This is a genomic window from Candidatus Zixiibacteriota bacterium (genome assembly GCA_040753875.1).
Classification (GTDB): Bacteria; Zixibacteria; MSB-5A5; order GN15; family FEB-12; genus DATKJY01.
This window is the reverse complement of the sequence record JBFMDV010000008.1, coordinates 20,259-39,288: the sequence shown is the minus strand read 5'-3', so window position 1 is coordinate 39,288 and position 19,030 is coordinate 20,259. Positions and strand designations below refer to the sequence as shown.

14 protein-coding genes are annotated in these 19,030 nt (G+C 56.4%); 4 read left to right on the top strand and 10 right to left on the bottom strand.

The window, feature by feature from the left end; all coding sequences use genetic code 11:
* Positions 1-1,391 (top strand): S8 family serine peptidase (locus tag AB1644_04335; protein ID MEW6050275.1); only part of this gene is annotated, 1,391 nt, incomplete at its 5' end.
* Between the two features lie 260 nt (positions 1,392-1,651).
* Here the strand turns inward: AB1644_04335 and AB1644_04330 are convergent.
* A complete protein-coding gene (locus tag AB1644_04330) occupies positions 1,652-2,086 on the bottom strand; it encodes a DUF6526 family protein (GenBank protein ID MEW6050274.1) in 435 nt (144 codons plus the stop codon).
* 424 nt (positions 2,087-2,510) lie between these two features.
* Between AB1644_04330 and AB1644_04325 the strand changes: the two genes are divergently transcribed.
* Positions 2,511-3,842 carry an SdrD B-like domain-containing protein gene (locus AB1644_04325; protein MEW6050273.1) on the top strand — a complete coding sequence of 444 codons (1,332 nt, stop codon included), beginning with the start codon at positions 2,511-2,513 and terminating at the stop codon, positions 3,840-3,842.
* A gap of 252 nt (positions 3,843-4,094) precedes the next feature.
* On the opposite strand, the gene AB1644_04320 is transcribed toward AB1644_04325, so the two are convergent.
* The 3 genes from AB1644_04320 to AB1644_04310 all read right to left on the bottom strand — a co-directional run bounded on the left by AB1644_04320 (position 4,095) and on the right by AB1644_04310 (position 7,704).
* Complete coding sequence (locus AB1644_04320) at positions 4,095-5,165, bottom strand: GNAT family N-acetyltransferase (GenBank protein ID MEW6050272.1); 1,071 nt, start codon at positions 5,163-5,165, stop codon at positions 4,095-4,097.
* A 270-nt stretch (positions 5,166-5,435) separates the two neighbouring features.
* Complete coding sequence (locus tag AB1644_04315; GenBank protein ID MEW6050271.1) at positions 5,436-6,452, bottom strand: glycosyltransferase family 2 protein; 1,017 nt, start codon at positions 6,450-6,452, stop codon at positions 5,436-5,438.
* 31 nt (positions 6,453-6,483) lie between these two features.
* Complete coding sequence (locus tag AB1644_04310; protein ID MEW6050270.1) at positions 6,484-7,704, bottom strand: GNAT family N-acetyltransferase; 1,221 nt, start codon at positions 7,702-7,704, stop codon at positions 6,484-6,486.
* Positions 7,705-8,005: 301 nt separating this feature from the next.
* On the opposite strand from AB1644_04310, the gene AB1644_04305 reads away from it, so the two are divergent.
* Entirely contained in the window at positions 8,006-8,905 is a 900-nt protein-coding gene (locus AB1644_04305; protein MEW6050269.1) for a hypothetical protein, read from the top strand.
* A gap of 6 nt (positions 8,906-8,911) precedes the next feature.
* Here the strand turns inward: AB1644_04305 and asnB are convergent, their stop codons facing one another.
* The 4 genes from asnB to nadE form a co-directional block, all read right to left on the bottom strand.
* Positions 8,912-10,894, bottom strand: a complete 1,983-nt coding sequence (gene asnB / locus AB1644_04300; GenBank protein ID MEW6050268.1) for an asparagine synthase (glutamine-hydrolyzing) — start codon at positions 10,892-10,894, stop codon at positions 8,912-8,914.
* 334 nt (positions 10,895-11,228) lie between these two features.
* A complete protein-coding gene (locus AB1644_04295) occupies positions 11,229-12,788 on the bottom strand; it encodes a class I adenylate-forming enzyme family protein (protein ID MEW6050267.1) in 1,560 nt (519 codons plus the stop codon).
* A 66-nt stretch (positions 12,789-12,854) separates the two neighbouring features.
* Positions 12,855-13,115, bottom strand: coding sequence for an acyl carrier protein (locus AB1644_04290; GenBank protein ID MEW6050266.1), 261 nt, complete (start codon positions 13,113-13,115; stop codon positions 12,855-12,857).
* A gap of 16 nt (positions 13,116-13,131) precedes the next feature.
* Positions 13,132-14,106, bottom strand: coding sequence for an NAD(+) synthase (gene nadE / locus AB1644_04285; protein MEW6050265.1), 975 nt, complete (start codon positions 14,104-14,106; stop codon positions 13,132-13,134).
* Positions 14,107-14,323: 217 nt separating this feature from the next.
* Here nadE and AB1644_04280 point away from each other — a divergent pair, with 217 nt between their 5' ends.
* Positions 14,324-15,019 (top strand): serine acetyltransferase, encoded by a 696-nt coding sequence (locus AB1644_04280; protein ID MEW6050264.1) that lies wholly within the window; start codon positions 14,324-14,326, stop codon positions 15,017-15,019.
* On the opposite strand, the gene AB1644_04275 is transcribed toward AB1644_04280, so the two are convergent.
* Positions 15,013-16,890 (bottom strand): hypothetical protein, encoded by a 1,878-nt coding sequence (locus AB1644_04275; protein MEW6050263.1) that lies wholly within the window; start codon positions 16,888-16,890, stop codon positions 15,013-15,015. The genes AB1644_04280 and AB1644_04275 overlap by 7 nt on opposite strands.
* Positions 16,891-17,036: 146 nt before the next feature.
* Positions 17,037-18,905 (bottom strand): hypothetical protein, encoded by a 1,869-nt coding sequence (locus AB1644_04270; GenBank protein MEW6050262.1) that lies wholly within the window; start codon positions 18,903-18,905, stop codon positions 17,037-17,039.
* Positions 18,906-19,030 lie beyond the last annotated feature (125 nt).

The following is a 19,030-nucleotide window of genomic DNA, read 5'->3' as shown; positions in this document are numbered from 1 at the left end:
CCGCACCCAGGCATCGATCACCCGTTGCTCCTCAGAAGACAGCGCGATTGGCTCGGCGATATTCATCGCCGGCCAAAATATCAAAGTTCAAATCAAATGTCAATACAATTATGAAACACTACACTAGGTACTCCCATCCTAACTTTTGGGTGAGGGCACATCTGGATTCTTACCATCTGTATGATTACTACAATTCGTGGCAATGGCATGTCAAGAAGATAACCGGCATTTTCAATCAGGTCTCGGTTTGGGACTTCGCCGGCCTCAGTCGACCAGTCAAGATCGCGCTGATAGATGATAGTCTGGAAGATCACGAAGATCTACCCGCCGGCAGAATTATTCCTGTATTTGATTTTGCGCAAAATGACACGGACCCTGACCCAGGAGAACATCCCAGCAATCCAAGGGGGCACGGGATGATGTGCGCTGGCGTCATGGCAGCATCCCACACATTTGACAGCATCGCAGGAATGGATCCTGCGAGCGGAGTTATTTCTGTCAACTCAAGTGCGCTGCTCATGGCCGTGAAAATATTTGCCGATACAGGTGGGTTATGGCTGACCCCCGAGAGTCTCTTTGTCAGAGCGGTAGATACGGCCTGGATGCGCGGGGCAAATGTGCTCTGTTGCGCGTGGCACACTTATGATTTCGATGAATTATCTGATGCGTTCATTGATGCCGCTAATCACGGATGTGTTTCGATATGTTCATCCGGCAATACGTATAAGGGACCTTCCGACTCGGTCGCATTTCCAGCTCGGCTCAGTTCGTGTATTGCTGTTGGTGCAACCGACTCTAACGATGTGCGTTGGTATTATAGCAATTACGATTCTACCCTTGACCTTGTGGCGCCAAGTGGCTTGGCTGACTTTCTCGGAGATGTTTGGTCTATCGATCAACACGGTCTACCAGGATTCAACCCTGCGTATATGACAAATTGCCCGCCGGGGAGTAACGACATTGGTTACGCCTGCAGATTTGGTGGTACATCTGCGTCGTGCGCCCTCGCGGCTGGCGTGGCATCCCTCGTACTCTCCCGCGACACTTCTTTGAGCTTCGAGCAGGTTAGGCAAGTGTTAACGGGCTCGGCTGTTGCCCTAGACTCAGTAGTTCCCTCCGCTGAAAGAGGCTATGGCCGAGTCGATGCCTTTCGGGCTGTGCTTTCCATCGCACACGGTGACGCGAACAATGACGCGCTACTTGACATCAGTGATCTTGTTGCCTTAGTAGATTATCTGTGGTACAATTATCAAATATTCCCTTCGCCTTTGCTTGGTGATTGCGATTGTGACGGTGATGTTGACGTTACGGATGTTGAGCATTATGTGGAGTGGCTTTGGCAATTGGGAGAGGACCCGCCTCCGCCAGTGAAGCCGTGCTTTCAGTTCTGATTCCGCTCTTCGACTCCGCTCAGCGTGTCATTCCATTGTGGCCACGCAAGATCATCACGTCGTCTGCCTCCGGCAGACTCCTCATGATGACAGTGGCTACGGCTGGATTCCGGCTCTCGACGGCCGGAATGACAAAGTACAGTGTCAGGTCACACCGTCTGTCTATCGACAGGCATCAGGACCTGTCACAACGGATTATGACAATGTCGGTGTCGGGTTTCTCGCCGAAGCGGATTAGGAAAGCGACCTACTTTTGGAACTCACACCCTATGATAATCCCCGCGCCAGTTCTTTACGGCTTTCTTGATGTCATCCTCGGAGAGGTTTTCATCGGCGGCACGTTTGGCCAGGGCGGCAAACTCGTCATCTCCGGCAAACCGCAACCCGATGATCTGCCGAATAGTGAGTCGAGGGTCCAACAGCTTGCCGGTCATGACATAATAACGAAGATTCTCCTCGGCACGGATCGCGCGGTCCTGCGCCCGCAGCGGAAACGCCCGCATGAAGTAGAATATGAGCAGCAGGCAGACGAACACAACTACCAACAACGCGGCACTGTAGAGCCGCTGATGATCGTCCCACGATTTCACGAGATTCACGATCGAACCAATAAAGCTGAGCACGAGGGTCAAAAACAGTACCGCGTGAAACATCGGGATGATACGGCGGTGATTCGCGAGATTCTGCACTTCCATCAGATCCTCCTTTGTAATGTGGAGTCAGAATATCACTCAAAAGAGGCCAGGACAAGAAGCAACCCTCGCTTCCCTGCAACCTTCCAATGACCAGCTCTCCGTCCGCGCGGCCCTGTTCAGAAATTGAACAGCACGAACGCGGATGCCGGTTGTTGACCCACAGTAGAGTTGGCGTCATTCGCCCTTTTTCTTCGGTGTCGCGCTTTGCTAACATCTTGTACTGCAAACAGGTACATATCGCTAAGCTGATCTTCACGAGCCCTGCACTTTCGTTTCAATTTGAACCAACAGCAGACCGATAATACTGAAGGCACTGAGTTTGATGCCCCATGATCGTTAAGGTGCCTATTCACATGAATTGACTGATGAGTGGAAACGGGCAGCTCATCCGGTATAGAACACTCCTTACCCGGAGGTGAAAGCCATGAATCGAAGTTTTCTTGGGTTGATTGCGGTCGTGGTTGCGCTTGTTACCGTGATCGGTTGTCAGCGCCAACCTAATCCGACGGCGTCCTCGGGCCTTTCGAACGATAACGATGCCTCGGGGCTGCTGGTGACATCCATCGGCGACCGTATCTGGAACGATCTCAACCAGAACGGGATTCAGGACGCGGGCGAACCCGGCATGAGGGGATTGCCGGTGGCGTTGCTGAACTGCCAGAACATGCCAGTCAAGATCGATACTACCGACACCCTTGGCAATTATTCGTTCACCGATATTCCCGCAGGCCAATACAAGCTCCTGTTCATGAAACCGGCCAACTACTCATTTACGGCCAATGACCAGGGTAGCAACGATTCGCTGGACAGCGACCCGCTTCCAGGGAACGGTTTCACTGTCTGCGTGACTTTTGCAGACGGTGAAACCAATCTCACTCTGGACGCCGGCGTCTTTACCGGTCCGCCACCGAAAGCTTCACTTGGTGATCTCGTCTTCAACGATCTCGATTCGAACGGAGTTCAGGAAGCCGGAGAGCCTGGAGTCTCCGGCGTGGTGGTAAATCTGTTCACCTGTGCTGATGTGCCAGCCCGCAGCGACACGACCGACAGTTTCGGGTTCTATTTCTTCGATCAGCTCCTGCTCGGGTCATACAAAGTTCAGTTTGTGCTGCCGGATAGCTGGAAGTACAGCCCACAGGATGCCGCCGTGAATGATTCTCTGGACAGCGATGTCGACCCGTTGACCGGTTTCACTGCCTGCACTGATCTGGTGGCGTCCGAGTCGGACAACACGCTGGATGCCGGCGTCTATCTGCCGCAACCGCCACCGATCATAATCCCGGACAGCGGCTGTACACACACAGTCTGCTACTGGAAAAACCGCACCGGATTCGGGTGCCAGCCGGATTCAGTGACGCCGCTCCTGCCGATCACGCTGGGAAGCGACGGGGGTGCCAAAAGCGTCGTGGTGAGCGACTCTCAAATCGCCTTCGACATTCTCAGCCTCACGTACTATGGAAAGTGCAACGGTATCGCCATGCTGTATGCTCAGTTGCTGGCGGCTAAGTTGAATTTTGCGAGCGGAGCCGATCCTTCGGCCGTGACTGAGGTCGTAGCTGACGCTGACGCCTTCCTGGCCGATCATGACTATCTCGACTGGTCAATCCTTGGCGAGGATGAACGTCAGCTGGTTCTAGGTTGGCAGTGTCAACTCGGCAAATACAACCAGGGAGAGATCGGGCCGGGGCAGTGCGCCGGTGAGAGCGACAGCGCCGAAGAACATGAAGATGATGATGGGGGCGGGGATAACGATTAAACGATAGCCCGTAACGTTCCTTCATTGTCCCTCGGAGACAAACGCAAAGTCAGGCTCTTAACGAGCCTGACTTTTGCTTTACATGCGACCGATCTTCTCCGAAGAAGTATAGTGCGGGGTTCAATCAGACTCGGCAACAGACCAGGGCCGGGCGACGCCGGAACACGATAGCCGAAGGCATACGCATACCAACAACCTAATAACCAATAATGATAGTACCGGCACGAGGCCGCCCACCGCTGTGGGTCGCCGCTAATCGGATGCAGCTTGTGCCCGCTTCAATCGGCGCCAAGCACCTTCAGCGAGCGGCAGCGCGGACACGATGGTATTGCCGAGTAAACCCCCGGTGCTGATCAGAACGGTTCGCATGGGACGACGTTCGGTCCAGAGCCGTTCCTTCATGAAGTGATTGGGAACCGCACAAGAATCCATCCAGCGGATATGTGGCCGAGTATGCAACAAGCGAAGATGATGTAGCTCCAGTTGGACACCAGGAGAATAGGACGCGAAGGATTCGTCGTAGGCGATCTTGGCGGCATAGCCTCCATCGCGGTCGAGAAAATTGCACTTCATGGCGATCGGCCGGCCATCGAGCTTCAGAGCCAGCATCATCAACTGGCCGCGTTCAAAGGCGGCGCCGGCTACCCGTTCGAAATAGTGACGCTCGGTGTCGCGGCTGGCGATGGCAGTGCCGTCGCGCCCTTTCCAACCGGCCTGTTCCAGGGCAAGGAAGTCATCGAGCCAGGGCGTGAGATGGTCGCCGGGCGTCAGCTCAACACATGTCAAGTCGCCTTGTTCGCTCAAGCGGTTAGACTGGCGGCGTAGTTCCCGGCGTCGTTTGGAGGCAAGCGCCCTTTCGAGGTATTGCTCTGGATCGCCTGCGGGGCGAATCATAGCCCGCTCCCAGCGCTCATGTTCGTAGCTACGTCGCCGAGCAGTCACAAGCGCCCGGTCGAGTTGCCCGCTGAACGGACCGTCGGCGGTGATGTGATCGAACAGAAACAACGATGCTCCAAATGGGTTGCTGCGCATCCATCCAAAGAACGCGGTCAACGCTTCGTATTCCCGCCCGGCCAACACCAGCGGCGTGCAGAGCGGACAATGCAGATGCCGCCAGAGGCTGAGCGTCGTGACCGGGATCTGTCGATAGCCGCGGCCGGATATCAACGGAAAGACTGCGATCAGCCGGCGGTCATGACCGAACACAAAAGCCACCCGCACGCGGTGATTCGGAAATTCCTGCCATGCCGGAAGGAGCGACCACGGCTCATAGAAGATATTCGGCTCGACCGCGTTTGCAGCCAGTTCCTGCCAAGCGTTCACGAGCGGCTGCGCTTGCTCGCATGAATCGGCAACCAGGACCGGCTCCGTATATGGCAAACCGACTGATCCTGGATGGGAGCCGGAATTTGTGGCGGGCGGTGAACCGGACATAGAGGAAAAACGATTCACGACAGTGACGGTCTCTGCATAGGCGTTTCCGGTTATCGACACGAGGACCGGGGAGGCCACAGATATATGGACTTAACCGGTCGTTGTTGACCATTATACCGATGCAAACAGCATGCGGGAATGAAAAGTTCGCGAAAAAAATCAGGCTCGGCGGCCGGCCAGAGCCCGTTTGAGACGAAAGAGGTTGCGGGCCAGCGGACCGGGAACTCCGGCCATGAGCCGATAACTGAGCGGCGCGTGCTCGATACGGTGAAGTTCGTTGCGAGCGACGCCGGTCTGACCGACAGCGATCAAGTCGGCGATTCTTTCCAGCCGCACTTGAGCGAGCTTCCGGCGATAGGCCTCGCCGTGCTTTTCCATAAAGGCCCGGTCTGATCCCCAGACACGTTCGAGGATCGTTACGTGGGCGTGAGATCGCTTGAGACCCGCGTTATCCGTCAGCCGTTCCCCCGAATGGCCATGCTGCCAGGTGGTTTCGGTGTCAAGGTAGGCGGCTTTCCCCCGAAGCGAAAGCCGCCCAAAGCACTCCAAGTCCTCGTACGTCGCCACATCTTCGGCAAAATGAAGCGCGTCCCCTGCCTCCGCTTTGCGGGCCACCATCGAACTGGTAAGAACATATGCAGACAGAAGCTCCGGCAGGCTGAGATCGCCGACGTACACCTGGAAATCTGCGATCCCCTCCGGCAGCGGTCCTATCGAAGAGTACAAGAAACCGGGGCCGAGAATTTCGTCCCACCCACGGTGGTCATTATTCCAGTGAATCAGAAAGCGACGCAACGGGCGGCCGCTTGTGTCGGTGACGGCGAAATTGGAGAAGCAGAACAGCAAATCCGGACGAGCCTGCATGACCGCGCGTTGCAGTTGCAGCTTGTGCGGCATCCATTCGTCGTCGGAATCCAAAAACGCCACGAGTTCATTTCGGCTCTGACCGACACCAAAATTCCGGGCCCGTCCAGCGCCGTTGTTGGGGATACGAAAATAGCGGACCGGCTCACCATAACGACGAACGATCTCCTCCGTGTTGTCCTTTGAGTCATCGTCAACGACAATGATCTCGTCACCATCGACCAACAGACGCTGCGCGGAGTTCAGCGCCCTGGCTATCAGATGCGCCCGGTTGAATGTCGGAATAATCACGGAAACGCGAAGTAACTGCATCAATATCAAGATACGCGAGTCGGTTGGATAATCAAGCTCCGCCGTGCGATGGTCCCGACCCGGTAGATCTACGCTTGCGGAGTATTCGGGCAAGTGCACTCACACCGGGCAGGTCAGCGACCGTGCGCCGGACCCGTTCAGGCAGATACCCCGTCATGAAAGCCTGTGGGGATTTTCGATACAGGCGGATGTCATAGTAGGCACGCTTCGGCATCTGCCAGTTTCGGTGCCAAGCCATATCGGTCAGGCAGTTGATTTCGTCAATATCCGACCGCGCAAATGCCCACTCGACAACACGAGCCATGAGATTGTTGCCCGGGGCATACGCGGCATACGCGTCATCGTAGCCGATCTTCAGCAGCACCAGCGACCGTCCCATGCGCACGGCCAGATGCGCAGCGATTGTCTTCCCTTCGGCTTCCAGGAAATGATACTCAAGCCACCCCAGTTCAGCCAGGCGAGCCGTGAGAGCGCGGTAGAAACTAATCAACTGGTCCGATTGCTTTATGGCGGTGCCGACGGCCGCTTTCCATCCTGTTGCCTCAACATCCAAAAACCGGTCAAGGTGTTCCGGACGCACGTTTTCTCGTTCGACAAAGAGTTCACGTACATCAGACAGGAACGACAGCTTACGGTTTACCCGTCTCAGGGTGTGGGAAAAATTCCGACTCAGACTGTCGAGGTATTTCTGATAGCTGCCGTCCACCGGAATATAGGCTCCGAATCCTGATAGTGTAGAGATCACCAGGGCCAACCTCGTCGAAGAGAGTGTCGGCACCGACGGTGACAGGTCAGGGATGCATTTCAGTTCCAGTTGCTGCCAGGATGGGACCGCCTTAGCGAGCCCTTCAATCAACAATTCGAGCGTTTCTGATTCTCGTCCTGCTTTCAGGAGCAGGTCGACTGAACACGTATGTGGCGACAGGGGGGTGTTGAGCGTCAGGCGGCTGATTCCCGCTGACCGCCGATACCCGATCTCAAGCGGCAGGACTCCGAGCAGCATGGCGCCATCATAGACAAAGAAACAGATCCACTGACTGCCCGGAGAGAGGAGCTGATCGAAATAAGACACCACCCACGCGTACGAGGCCATAGGCAGTCGCTGGGGTGACGCCCACGCTAATTCGTTCCACGCCGCAGCGTGCCGTGACAGGTTCTCCAGCCCGGAGACTGCCTCGACAAACAGTGATCCCTTTCGAAGCACCACTGTCGACGATTCGGTGACAGTTGTCTGTTGCTTTGAAACCGGCATCGGTCCCTCGGAAGCAGGCTTTACTCTGAATGTCGGCCGTTGATAATCAGTCCTTCAAACGGACCCGCACGAAGCCTCCTTTAGTCCAGATTATCAATAAATCTGTCTCTTGTCAAGAAGCCAATAGCTGTAGCCCCGACCTGTCGGAACAAAACAGCATCGCCCGGGTTAGAAGCACCACCGATCGGGCGGACGGACGTGGCTTAGCCAAAGTGCTTGTTGAACGCGGTAGTGTCGTTGTATGTTACACTGTGACCCGTTCGGTCTGTTGGCCGAATTGCACCCAACGAGGAGAACACATATGAACAAGATCATACCGATCATTCTGGCGATTTCAATCATCGGCAATCTGGTTGGATTGTTTTTCGCCTACCAATGGCTGACCATGAGACGCTCGGTGAATTACCTGCAGAGCCAGGTCAGGGATGCATCGAAGGTCATAAATTATCTGACAGATATCACCGAGCTGAACATGCCGACCCGAATGGTATACCTGCACCATTCAGTCGGTAAAGGATTCTTGTACGATGGTGGGCTGAGGGACAGTCTGGCGCAACTGGGGGTAGCGGTGAAAGGGGCCACCTACGGCGATGAGGTGGGTCAGAATACGGATATGTGCGACTGGACGACGAAGTTTACTGCCGATATGCAGCGCATTTTCATGTTCAAGGCGCACCCGAATCTGTATTACACTGACGGCAAGACGAACGACATCGTGATGTTCAAATCCTGTTATCCGAACAGCTATGTCGAGTCCGAGGGGAGTGGCGCGGGGAATCCGACCGACAAGAAACGGACGACTGAGAATTATAAGGCGGCGTTTGCTTCGATCAGCAAAGAGATGCAGAAATATCCGGACAAGCTGTTTGTTTATATGACCTATCCACCGATGGCGGCGCCGGAGACAAATCCTGAGGCAGCCAAGCGTGGCCGCGCGTTCAATCAGTGGTTGATGGGCGAGTATCTGCCGTCGTACAAGAAGGAAACCGGCCTTGACAACTTTGTCATATTCGACCTGTTCGACATTCTGGCCGACAGCAACAACGTGCTCAGGGACGAATACCGCCGGGAGAATCCAAAAGATTCACATCCGAATCTGAAGGGGAATCAGGAAGTGGCTCGCCGGTTTATGGAGTTCTTTAAGCCGGTCTGGGTCGCCTGGCAGAAGCAGGGGGTGCAGGCGGTGAAGGCCGGGAGGTAGTGTTTTCTACGCGGCATTATCCACCCAGGTCTTGAACACCTCGCGCGGAACCGGGGTGCCAAGCGTGAAGTTGTCGATAAACTGCTCCGCCAGCAACTGCGTCGACAGTATCCCGATAAACGACATGTTGTCCTTGAATGACAAATGCGCGTGCGAAAGCTTCGTGCATTTCTCCCGCAGCTTGGTTAACATCACCGGATTGAAGATTCCCACACGCTTCACGGCATCCGGCGACAGCGCCTCGGCAATGTAGGCCGGAGAATCCGCCTGCGTGAAGCTATTCGAATCCGGCGCCATATACGGCTGCTTAACACGTGACAGGATGCTTTTCGGCAGCTCCCTGGACATCGCCTTCTTCAGAATGTACTTTTCCGTCAGACCGAGCAGTTTGAGCGAGGGGGGCACTGTCGCCGCGAATTCGATCACCCGGTGATCCAAAAACGGGTACCGCCCCTCGACTGCGTTAGCGGCCGCCATCCGGTCCCCCTGCGACGACAACAGATAGCCGGACAAAAGCGAGCGTGCTTCCAGATACTGCGCCCTGGCCAGATGATGCCACTTGTAAAAGGCGGCAGGGAGATCGCGACCGAATGCCTGTACCGGATCATAATCAGTCAATGAAGCTTTGACATCGGGCGTGAAAAAGTCTCTGATACGACTGGTCGTATTTATGCGCTGCATGTGCGAGTAGTGGTATAAGTCGAATTGCTTCAGACCTGCCCTGTAGAACTCCTCGAGATAAAACCGAGCCCGCGCGGGGGATAACGGAAGCGTAGGATACAAGCGGCGCAGGAGAAGCGGGCGCCACTGGGAATCAGGATTCCGCGCCCAGAACCGTCGGATCAGCGTCTCCTTGAAGATGTCGTAGCCGCCGAACAGTTCATCGGCCCCTTCGCCGGTCAGCACTACTTTGAAATTGTGCTGGTGCACTAAGCCTGACAGCAGATACATGGGGGTTGGGGCGGTCCGGACAATTGGCCGTTCGGTGTGCCAGATGACCCTGGGGAACGCCGTGGCAATATCCTGATAGCTGCATTTTATCTGGTGATGGCTCGTCCCAAGGAACTGCGCCATCTCGTTCTGATAGCCGGATTCGTCGTACGCCTTGTCATGAAAGGCGATCGAGAATGTCTCGACCCGATTGGTCGTAAAATTCCGGATGAGCGCCGTGGTGGCGGAGGAATCGAGCCCACCGGATAAGTAGGCACCGACTGGCACATCGGCACGCAGCCGAAGGCGCACGGAGTCGACAAGCAGTGCATGCAATTCTTCAGCCCAGGAATCGGCGGAGCGGTTGCGGTCGAACTGTTCCGGGAACAACAGATTCCAGTATCGACCGGTCGTGACCTTCCCCTCCTTCACCTCAAGCCAACTTCCCGCCTCCATCTCGCTGATCCCTTCGAAGGCCGTGCGGGGTGGCGCGGTGGTCCACCAGGTGAAGATTTCGCTCAGACCGTGACGGTCCAGACGGCGTGGAATCGAGCGGTCACAGAAGATCGCTTTGATCTCGGACGCAAAATAGAAACGTCCCTGGTGTGTCGTGTAAAAGATCGGGCGTTTCCCCATTCGGTCTCGTGAGAGAAACAGGGACTGGCTCTTCGTGTTATAAATCGCAAACGCCCATTGGCCATTGAAACGATTCAGGCACTCCTTCCCCCATTGTTCATACGCATGAACTATCACTTCCGTGTCGGAGTGAGTGCGGAACCGGTGCCCCAGCTTCTCGAGTTCCGGACGCAATTCAATGTAGTTGTAGATTTCACCGTTGAAGACGATCCACAGCGAGCCATCCTCGTTAGATAGCGGCTGCTGGCCGCAGGAGAGGTCGATGATCGAGAGTCGGGCGTGGCCGATGGCGCAGCGGTTATCGAAATAGGCACCGAATTCATCGGGGCCGCGGTGTCTGATGGTTGATACCATACGCGCAAGCAGTTCGCGATCGAGTGTCGCCGGTTGGCCCAACTGTAAGAATCCTGCTATGCCGCACATGGAGATTACCTGATGTTCAAGACATCGCTGTTGCCCGCCGCGATTCTTCGACCGCGCTCGGGACATGAGCGGCGGGGTACCCCACCCCTTGGGGACTGTTGAAAAAGTGGCGGGTCACACGGCCGCACGTCAATGCCAATATGCTGTGTCATCGTCACACTGAGCGGAGTCGAAGTGCGGTGATGATATAACCGGCGACTGTAAGACCCGCCACAACGAACAAGAGTATCCCAAGCAATCTCCCGCCGCAAGCGTCGGGGTACCCCACCCCTTGGGGTGGGATTAAGAGTGGGCAGAGGCAGGCGGCGGCGAGATGGCGTGAAGCGTGCGAGATTCACGACTGCTCCTTCAGGGCCATCTTGTTCACCTTGCCGGACTGATACTTCGGGAGTTGTTCCACAAACCGGATTTGCTTGGGCACTTTGAAATCGGCCAGCTTCCGCTTGCAGTGGCTCTTGATCTCGCTGGTGTCGGCGGTCATGCCCGGCTTGAGCACGATAACGGCACGAATTGCTTCGCCCAGGATATCATCAGGAACCCCAATGATGCTGGCCTCGGATATCTTCTGATGCTCCAACAAACACTCTTCAACTTCCTTCGCGCTGACCCGATTGCCGCCGGTCTTGATGATTTCCTTTTTCCGTCCGACGATGAAGATGTAACCATCCGTATCCATGCGAGCCAGGTCGCCGGTGTACAGGCAGTCATTTTTGAGTACCTGTCGGCTTTCTTCCGGCTGGTTCCAGTACCCCATCATCACCAGGTCCCCCTCAACCACCAGCTCACCGACTTCGTTTGCGGGTAACACTCTGCCTTGGTCATCGCGGATTGTAACTTTGGCACCCGGTACTTCGATGCCGGCCGAGCCCAGTTTTTCGGCAAGTCGCTCAGGCGGCAGCCATGAGACACGCGGTGAAGCTTCGGTCTGGCCGTACATGATGAAGATCTGTTTGTGTGGAAACGCGTCCATCAGGCGGCGCGTGACTTCAGGCGCCATCGCCCCGCCGGCCTGGGTGAAGTATCGCAAGGATTCGAGCTTGCGAGTAGTGAAGGTTGAGTTGTTGAGCAGGATCATGAAGTTCGAAGGTACGCCGGAAAATCCGGTCACCCGTTCGGCCCCCATCGTGTCCAGCACTACTTCCGGATACATGAACCGGTTGTCTATCACGCAGCGTCCGCCAACGGCGACGTGGGTCAGCAGCAGAGAGTTGCCGTAGATATAGTAAAACGGCAGGATCACCATGACACTGTCGTCGGACGTTAGTCGGAGATATTCAACCGTCGCCAGCGTATTCGACACCAGATTCAGGTGTGACAGCATCACCCCTTTCGAGGCGCCGGTGCTTCCGGACGTGTAAAATATCGCCGCCAACTCGTGCGTCCGGTCTCTGCGAATCATCGAGACAGCGGGCGCGCCGGTAATGCTCGCATCTGCTTCTTGTGCCGAAGCGAACCGCATAGTCTTGAACGGAAGAACCGATACGCCAGTATGGTCAAGCGATACGGTCGCGTCAATCGCCAGATACCGGACCGACGAACCGACCGGCAGTATCCGCTTGAGATGTCGCTTGAATCTGGGTTCGCAAATGAGCACTTGAACCTGGCAATCGGCCAGTATATACGCGAGGCTGTCCGGCGTGAGTGAGGTGTCGAGCGGAACAGCTGTCAGGCCAGCCTTAAATACCGCAAAGTAGGCGACCACGTACTCGATACTGTTGGTGTACAGGATTGCCGCGCGTGCGCCGGACGGAAGTGGAAGTTTCGTCAGATGAGTCGCGACGTTGGCAACTTCGTTCGCCAGTTCTCGGTATGTTATCTGCCGCTCCTGGTCGGTGACCGCCACTCGTTGGGGGTGGGCAACGGCGGTTCGTTCCAGAAGCTCAAGTACATTCATGGGACCAACTCATCGGCCGATGGGCTGTACACAGCCGCACGCCGGCTGCATCGCGGACCGCGCGGCTCAGCTCAGCTTGCGTGTGAGATAGGTTACCAGGTTCTCTATCGAGTCGAGATTCGTGGGCACCATTTCGTTGTCCTCAACCGTCACGCCGTATCTCTGCTCCAAAAACGCGGTGAGTTCCAGAATGCCGGTGGAATCAATAATGCCGGACCGCATGAACGAATCAGCATCGCCGAAGCCGGCGTCCTCTTCACCGATCAAAAACGAATCTACGACGAATTGACGCAGTTCGCTGCGCAGCGTTTGTGTATCTACAGCCATCTCGTGTCGTTTCTCCTCACTCGGTTTCATCGGCATGAAGCGGCGCCATCCGCAGCGGCTCGGTGGCCGTGATCTTGCGCTGAATGTTGGCGTACCCGTGCTCCACCTGTTCGACGCTCAGCCCCAGCACCCTGGCCGTCTTCGCCGCCGGAATGTTGTGCTCCAGCGCATACCAGAGCATGTCCATCCGATAGAAGTCAAGCCCGAAGAAGAAGTCCGCCTGGGTGACCTCGGCGCTGTAGGTATCAGTAGTGGGCGTTCGGCCGACAATTTCCTTCGGCACGCCCAGATATTCGGCCAGTTGGAACACCTGCATCTTGAACAAATGGGCTATCGGTTTCAGGTCGGCGCCGCCATCGCCATACTTTACGAAGAACCCCTGTTCGTGCTCGTCTTTGTTGCCGGTCCCTATCACCGCACGGTTCAGACGCTCAGCATGATAATACAGAGTGGTCATACGGAGGCGCTGTTTGAGATTGGTGGCCGCCACCACCTGCAGGTACGGCTGTACCGGCATACGGGCGGTCCTGGTCTCACCTGCTTTGTTCTCGATGGTCAGGTGAAAAAAATTGAACGTCTCTTTCTCGAGGATATTGGTCGGGATGGTGATCTTGAAGCGCCATGACCGGTCGAATTCGGGGAACACCGCTCTAATCGCTTCATCCTGCTTCTGGTAGCAGCCGAGTCCCGCCAAACCAGCGGAGATATCCTCTTTGATCACTTCAAACCCGAATGTCGTAGCCAGAAGGCGGGCCAGTTTCTCGCTTTGGGGCGATGAGTCCTGCTCCGGCATCATGACCCCAAGGACTCGCTCTGGGCCCAGCGCCTTGCTGCAAAGGGCAGCGCACACGGACGAATCGATCCCTCCGGAGACACCAACGACGGCGCCGGTTTTCTTCATTTTTCCGCGAATTTGGCGACGGATGGCCACGCAGAGGTCATCGGCCACTCGGGCCGCATCGATTTTCAGACTGTCTTTCGTAAGCTCCAATGCATCATTCCTTTACACATGCCTGTCGGGACACGGCCCGACCCGGACAACGGTGGCAAAGGTAGTTGTTTGCATGAGCGATTGCAACTTTAATCAGGCCTGCAGGGTTATGGAAGCACGATTGTCCGGTTTTGGTCATCACCGTTGACAAGAGATTGAAAAGGTCGATATACTGAATTGAGATGCGAATCGGATGGCGCAACGGACACAAACGGTAATGGCGAACGTCAAGTATTTCAAGACCGACCGACGGAAATATTACCGCATAACTCATGGGACAGAGAGTCCGTCGATGCTGCGACGGCTGTTCACGTGGGTATTCAATTACGGCTTTCACTGCGTCATGGCTTACCGCTTCGGCGCCTGGGCTGGCCGCGTCTACAAAGCGAACAGATTCCTGGGGCTTCCGTTCAAGTTGATCCATCTGGTATTGAGTTGCTGGATGAAGATGTTCTACCACATGAGCCTTGAGGATGGCAGCTTCGGTCCGGGTCTCTACATAGGTCATATCGGCACCATTTATATCGGACCGACCACGATCGGTGCCAACTGCAGTCTGACCCACAACGTGACAATCGGGATAGGTCAGACCGAGGGAGCGGTTGGCCTGCCGACTATCGGCGATAACGTCTGGATAGGAACCGGTGCGGTTATTTCGGGACCTATCCAGATCGGGAATGGCGTCACTATCGCCCCCGGCTGTATTCTGTCGCGATCTGTACCCGACGGCTGTCTTGTTGCCGGCAACCCCGGCCGGGTGGTGCTGAGAGAGTACGACAACCGCCGGTTGTTCGGGTATCTCTACGAACAAGCGATCAACGGCCTGCACCGCGGTGATGGCTCTGTGCTGGAACGGGATCCCGATACCGATTCCCCCCGTTCGGACACGACCAGCGACCAGCAACGTCAATAGCCGGAATTATTTCCTGAAAGCGACATCCATCGGGCGATACTCGCCAGATGGAACAGTTTGCCAAACCATCGGCGTGAGCCGTTGCAGACTTCGTGCAGAGTTGTGGCGGCTCGCTGCTCGTCGATCATGCCGCCGTCGCGAAGCAGTTGCAGCGTGGTCAGCCGAAGCCGCTCGCTCTGGCGCAGCCACCGCCCCCAGCTATTGGCATCCCGCTCCCGCCCATTGGCGTTGGCGGTCAGGCCCGGAATGGTGTACCCTTCTTCAATGATCATGCGCGAGATCCGGTGACGCAGAGGTGCCACATGGAGCGGCATCAGGCTGTCGCCATAGAGGATTTTGCCGAACTTTGGAAATTTCCGGCGATAGATCTCGCGGTAGTAGCGATGATGCGCGGCGTCCGCGGGCCGAATCCGCATCTGTAGCCGCAGGAAATCCAGGTCGCCGGAGAACGGGCAGTAGATGTGCACAAACGCCCGACTCAGAACCGCCTGCTGGACGATGGCGTGGGCGCTTCGGTTCGCCATGAAGAAGTTTCGCCACAGCACCGACAGCGAATCCGAACTCTGCTTGAGACGCGTCAACTCATCGCGAATATCCTGAAGGATGCCCGGTTTTTCGCGGTTCAACGCGCCGCTCACGTCATACGTGACATATCGACAAAGCTCGGCCGGATCAGAAATCTCCTGAATATCATCCAACAGCGCTTCAGCAACCCTGTCGAAACCGACCGCCGACACACTCTGATCGCGATAGAGGCCCGCTAAGCGGACCACGCGCACCACAGGTGAGAAATGGCGGTCGCACGTGTAATACCCGTGGCCGACCAGCACCCCGCCGATGAATCCGTCCAGCGCGCCGGTGTGGCTATCCTGGCGCATCTGCCTCGCTGTGAAATACCGATCCGGAAATACGATGTGTCCCGTCATGTCGAACAACGTTTCCAGGTGGTGCGCAGCTTCGTCGCCGCCGGGCCATACATGCACCCACCGGGACGCGCGCGTATCTGCCACGGTGTGGGCGATATGCACCTCGTGTGAATCGGGGTCGCCATAGGTATAGCAGGTTGGATTGTAACTGTCGGGCCAGGCGGCCAGGATAGCCCGCGAATCCCATCCGGCGCTCTGGAAATTGGCGGGCGCGGGGTCGACCAGACTGACGCGCCGGCATGCTTCGACCAGACTATCGATGGCATCGTCGACAGGAGGGGACTTGCGGTCGGGCAGAATGTTCCATGGAGAATCCGGATTGGCGTCGAATCCCCCTTTGGCGCCGATGAGGTCCCAGCGGAATGCCGTGTCGGGCCTGACGTTCCTGATTCCCTTCGTCATGTAGCGATCACCGATGGTGTAGCCGATAAACGCCCATTCGGCGCAGGCGGTCAGGTCGATCTCCGTGTTCACCAAGCCGGTTAATGCCAGCGCCACCGGGTTCGATGACAACAACCAGCCCCCATCGACTGGACTGTGGTAAAGAGAGAACGTACCAATGTGGTCTTTGGTCACGTGCAGTTCATGCCGCGACAGATCAACCACCACCAGGTTGAACGACCCGGCGACGATACTCCGCCAGGCGGCCTCATACCCCTCACCACTGCAAAGATTGGCGAACGATATGGCGTGCTGGCTGTGGGGAGCGGATAGGCGGATGCGGTCAGTCAGAAGAAAACCGTCGACCGAAACGAGCACCGCTTTGTCATCCGACCAGAGGAATGACGTTTCGTGCTCGGTCTGTGGGGGTGTGAAACGGGCGAGAACGATCTCCGGATGAGGAGCGATGATCTCGGTATGGGACTTGATTGGCCAGGCCTTAAGGAGATATTCGTGACTGAGTAACCGCGCGGCCGAGCCGCAAGCTACGAGTTGCCCGTACATTATGATCGGTGACCTTTCGCCGTAACGATACCGCCAGGAACCGGAGCTGGCGCCCGCACTATGTCATACATCGGCAGAAGAAGCTCACCATTGCATGATCGGAATCGGCGGTCGATAGAGCGTAAGATCGAACGAACCGGTGTCGTTCAGGACCTTGCCAGAGCCAGCCAACGGGCCACGGCAGCGAGATGGAATAATTTGCCGCCCCCCTCGCGTCGCCCCTCGGCGATCTCCCGAAACGTATTCGCAGCTCGATTTGAATCAAGCACGGCCCCCTTCTGAAGACAATCAGAAGCATACTCTCTGAGTGCCCGGCTCTCCTGGAGCCAAATTGCCCAGCCGTTGGGATCGCGCTGGCGCCCCCCAGCCCTGCCGGAAACGAAGGGGATCGTTATGCCGCGGGCAACCAACGCCAAGGAGAGTTTATGATTCAGCACCGGGCGGCGTACCGGCAGCAGGCTAGCGTTCCAGAGAAGGTCCGCGTATTTCGGAAACCGCCTGCGATACACCTTCAGATAGAGCCGGTGATAAGCAATATATTCCGGCTTGAGTCCCATAAGCAGGGTGACAAAGGCCCGGTCGTTTACGAATGGCGTATAGACGTTGACACTCGTTCGGCACATGACACTCTGCAGTATGGTCATGTGGGGGCCGCGGTTGTTCAGAAGCACATTGCGCCAGAGCAACGCTACCGAATCAGAGTTGGCGGGCTGTAGCAGTTTCAACTCGCTATGGATATCCTCGAGAATCCGGAGCTTCTCGGCCCTTACCGCGGCAATGAAATCACTGGTGACATATGGGCGGAGCGATTCGAGGTCGTGCACCTGCAAAACGGCTGTGTAAATGACCTCGGCAAGCCGGTCAATGCCGACGCGCGAAACCCTTTCGTCGATCAAGCGAGAGAACAGGTTCCCCCACCTTCCTGATCGAGGGAAGAAACGGTTGAATCCATACAGGGAACCTCCGAGACAGGCGTCACCTGCCAGTCCGTCGAGCACTCCGCAGTGTCCGTTGCGCACCATTTCGCGGGCGGCGAACAGGCGGTCCGGCCACATCATGTTGCCGCCGGCACGGAACATCGTCTCGATATTCTCCGCCACCTCGTCGCCGTGTTGCCAGGTGTGTATCCACGCGGAACCTCGGGCGTCCGCAATGGAACGCGCAATCGGTATCTCGTGGGAGGTCGGATCGCCATAGGTATAGCATGGCGGATTGTATCCGTCAGGCCAGGCGGCCAGAATGAGACGCGAGTCCAGCCCGGCACTCTGGAGATGAGCCGGCCGAGGGTCGATCCTCTGTAAAAGGCGACAGGAAGCCAGAAACTTGTCGGCGACTTCATCGGGCGACGGTGTCCGGGCATGCTGTGGTACGTTCCAGACGATGTTGGGCTCATATGGCACCTCGCCCTGCAGCGATCTCAAGTTGAAACGGATCAACTGCCCTATCTGAAGCAGTTTGATGCCGCGAACCGCATAGCGATCGCCAAAAGCGTAACCAAACTGAACCCACTGCGCCAGGGCCGTCATATCGGGCTCAAGGTCGATCAGACCCGACTTGGCCAGTGACAGGGGGTTGGTTGAAACCAACCAGCCATCACGCAGATGGCTATGGAAAGTCAGGAGTGAACCGAACGGGTCGCCGACGGCGAAGAACTCCTGGCGAAACAGGTCGACCACCAGAATCGTGAACGCTCCGGCTTCGAGTGAACGCAGCGCTTCATACGTGCCGACTCGCCTGCACTCCTCGGCGAACAATGCTGCTTGTCGGACCAACCCGCTATGGGCAACCGAACTGTCAGCTATCAGATAGCCATCGATACATACTACGACCTGCATGTCCTGGGACCGGACAAATCCCGGATCACCGCTGAACCTTTTGGGCACGAAACGAGCCAGCTTAACCTGGGGTGAAACCGTCAGCAGTTGACGGTCGGAATCAAGCGGCCAGAGGGAGGAAATTTTTTCTTCTGTCAACGCCAAGGCGGCAGAGCCGACGGCGGCAAAACATCCAAACATGAATATCCGGTTCTGTAAGTCGTTTTAACAAAATAGGTCCACGTAGGTAAATTATCGTTTCCGGGCAAAGAAGCAACGCTTATCAGAAGAGTAGTCAGTTGGCCCTCGCTATTTGGCGGTTAGTC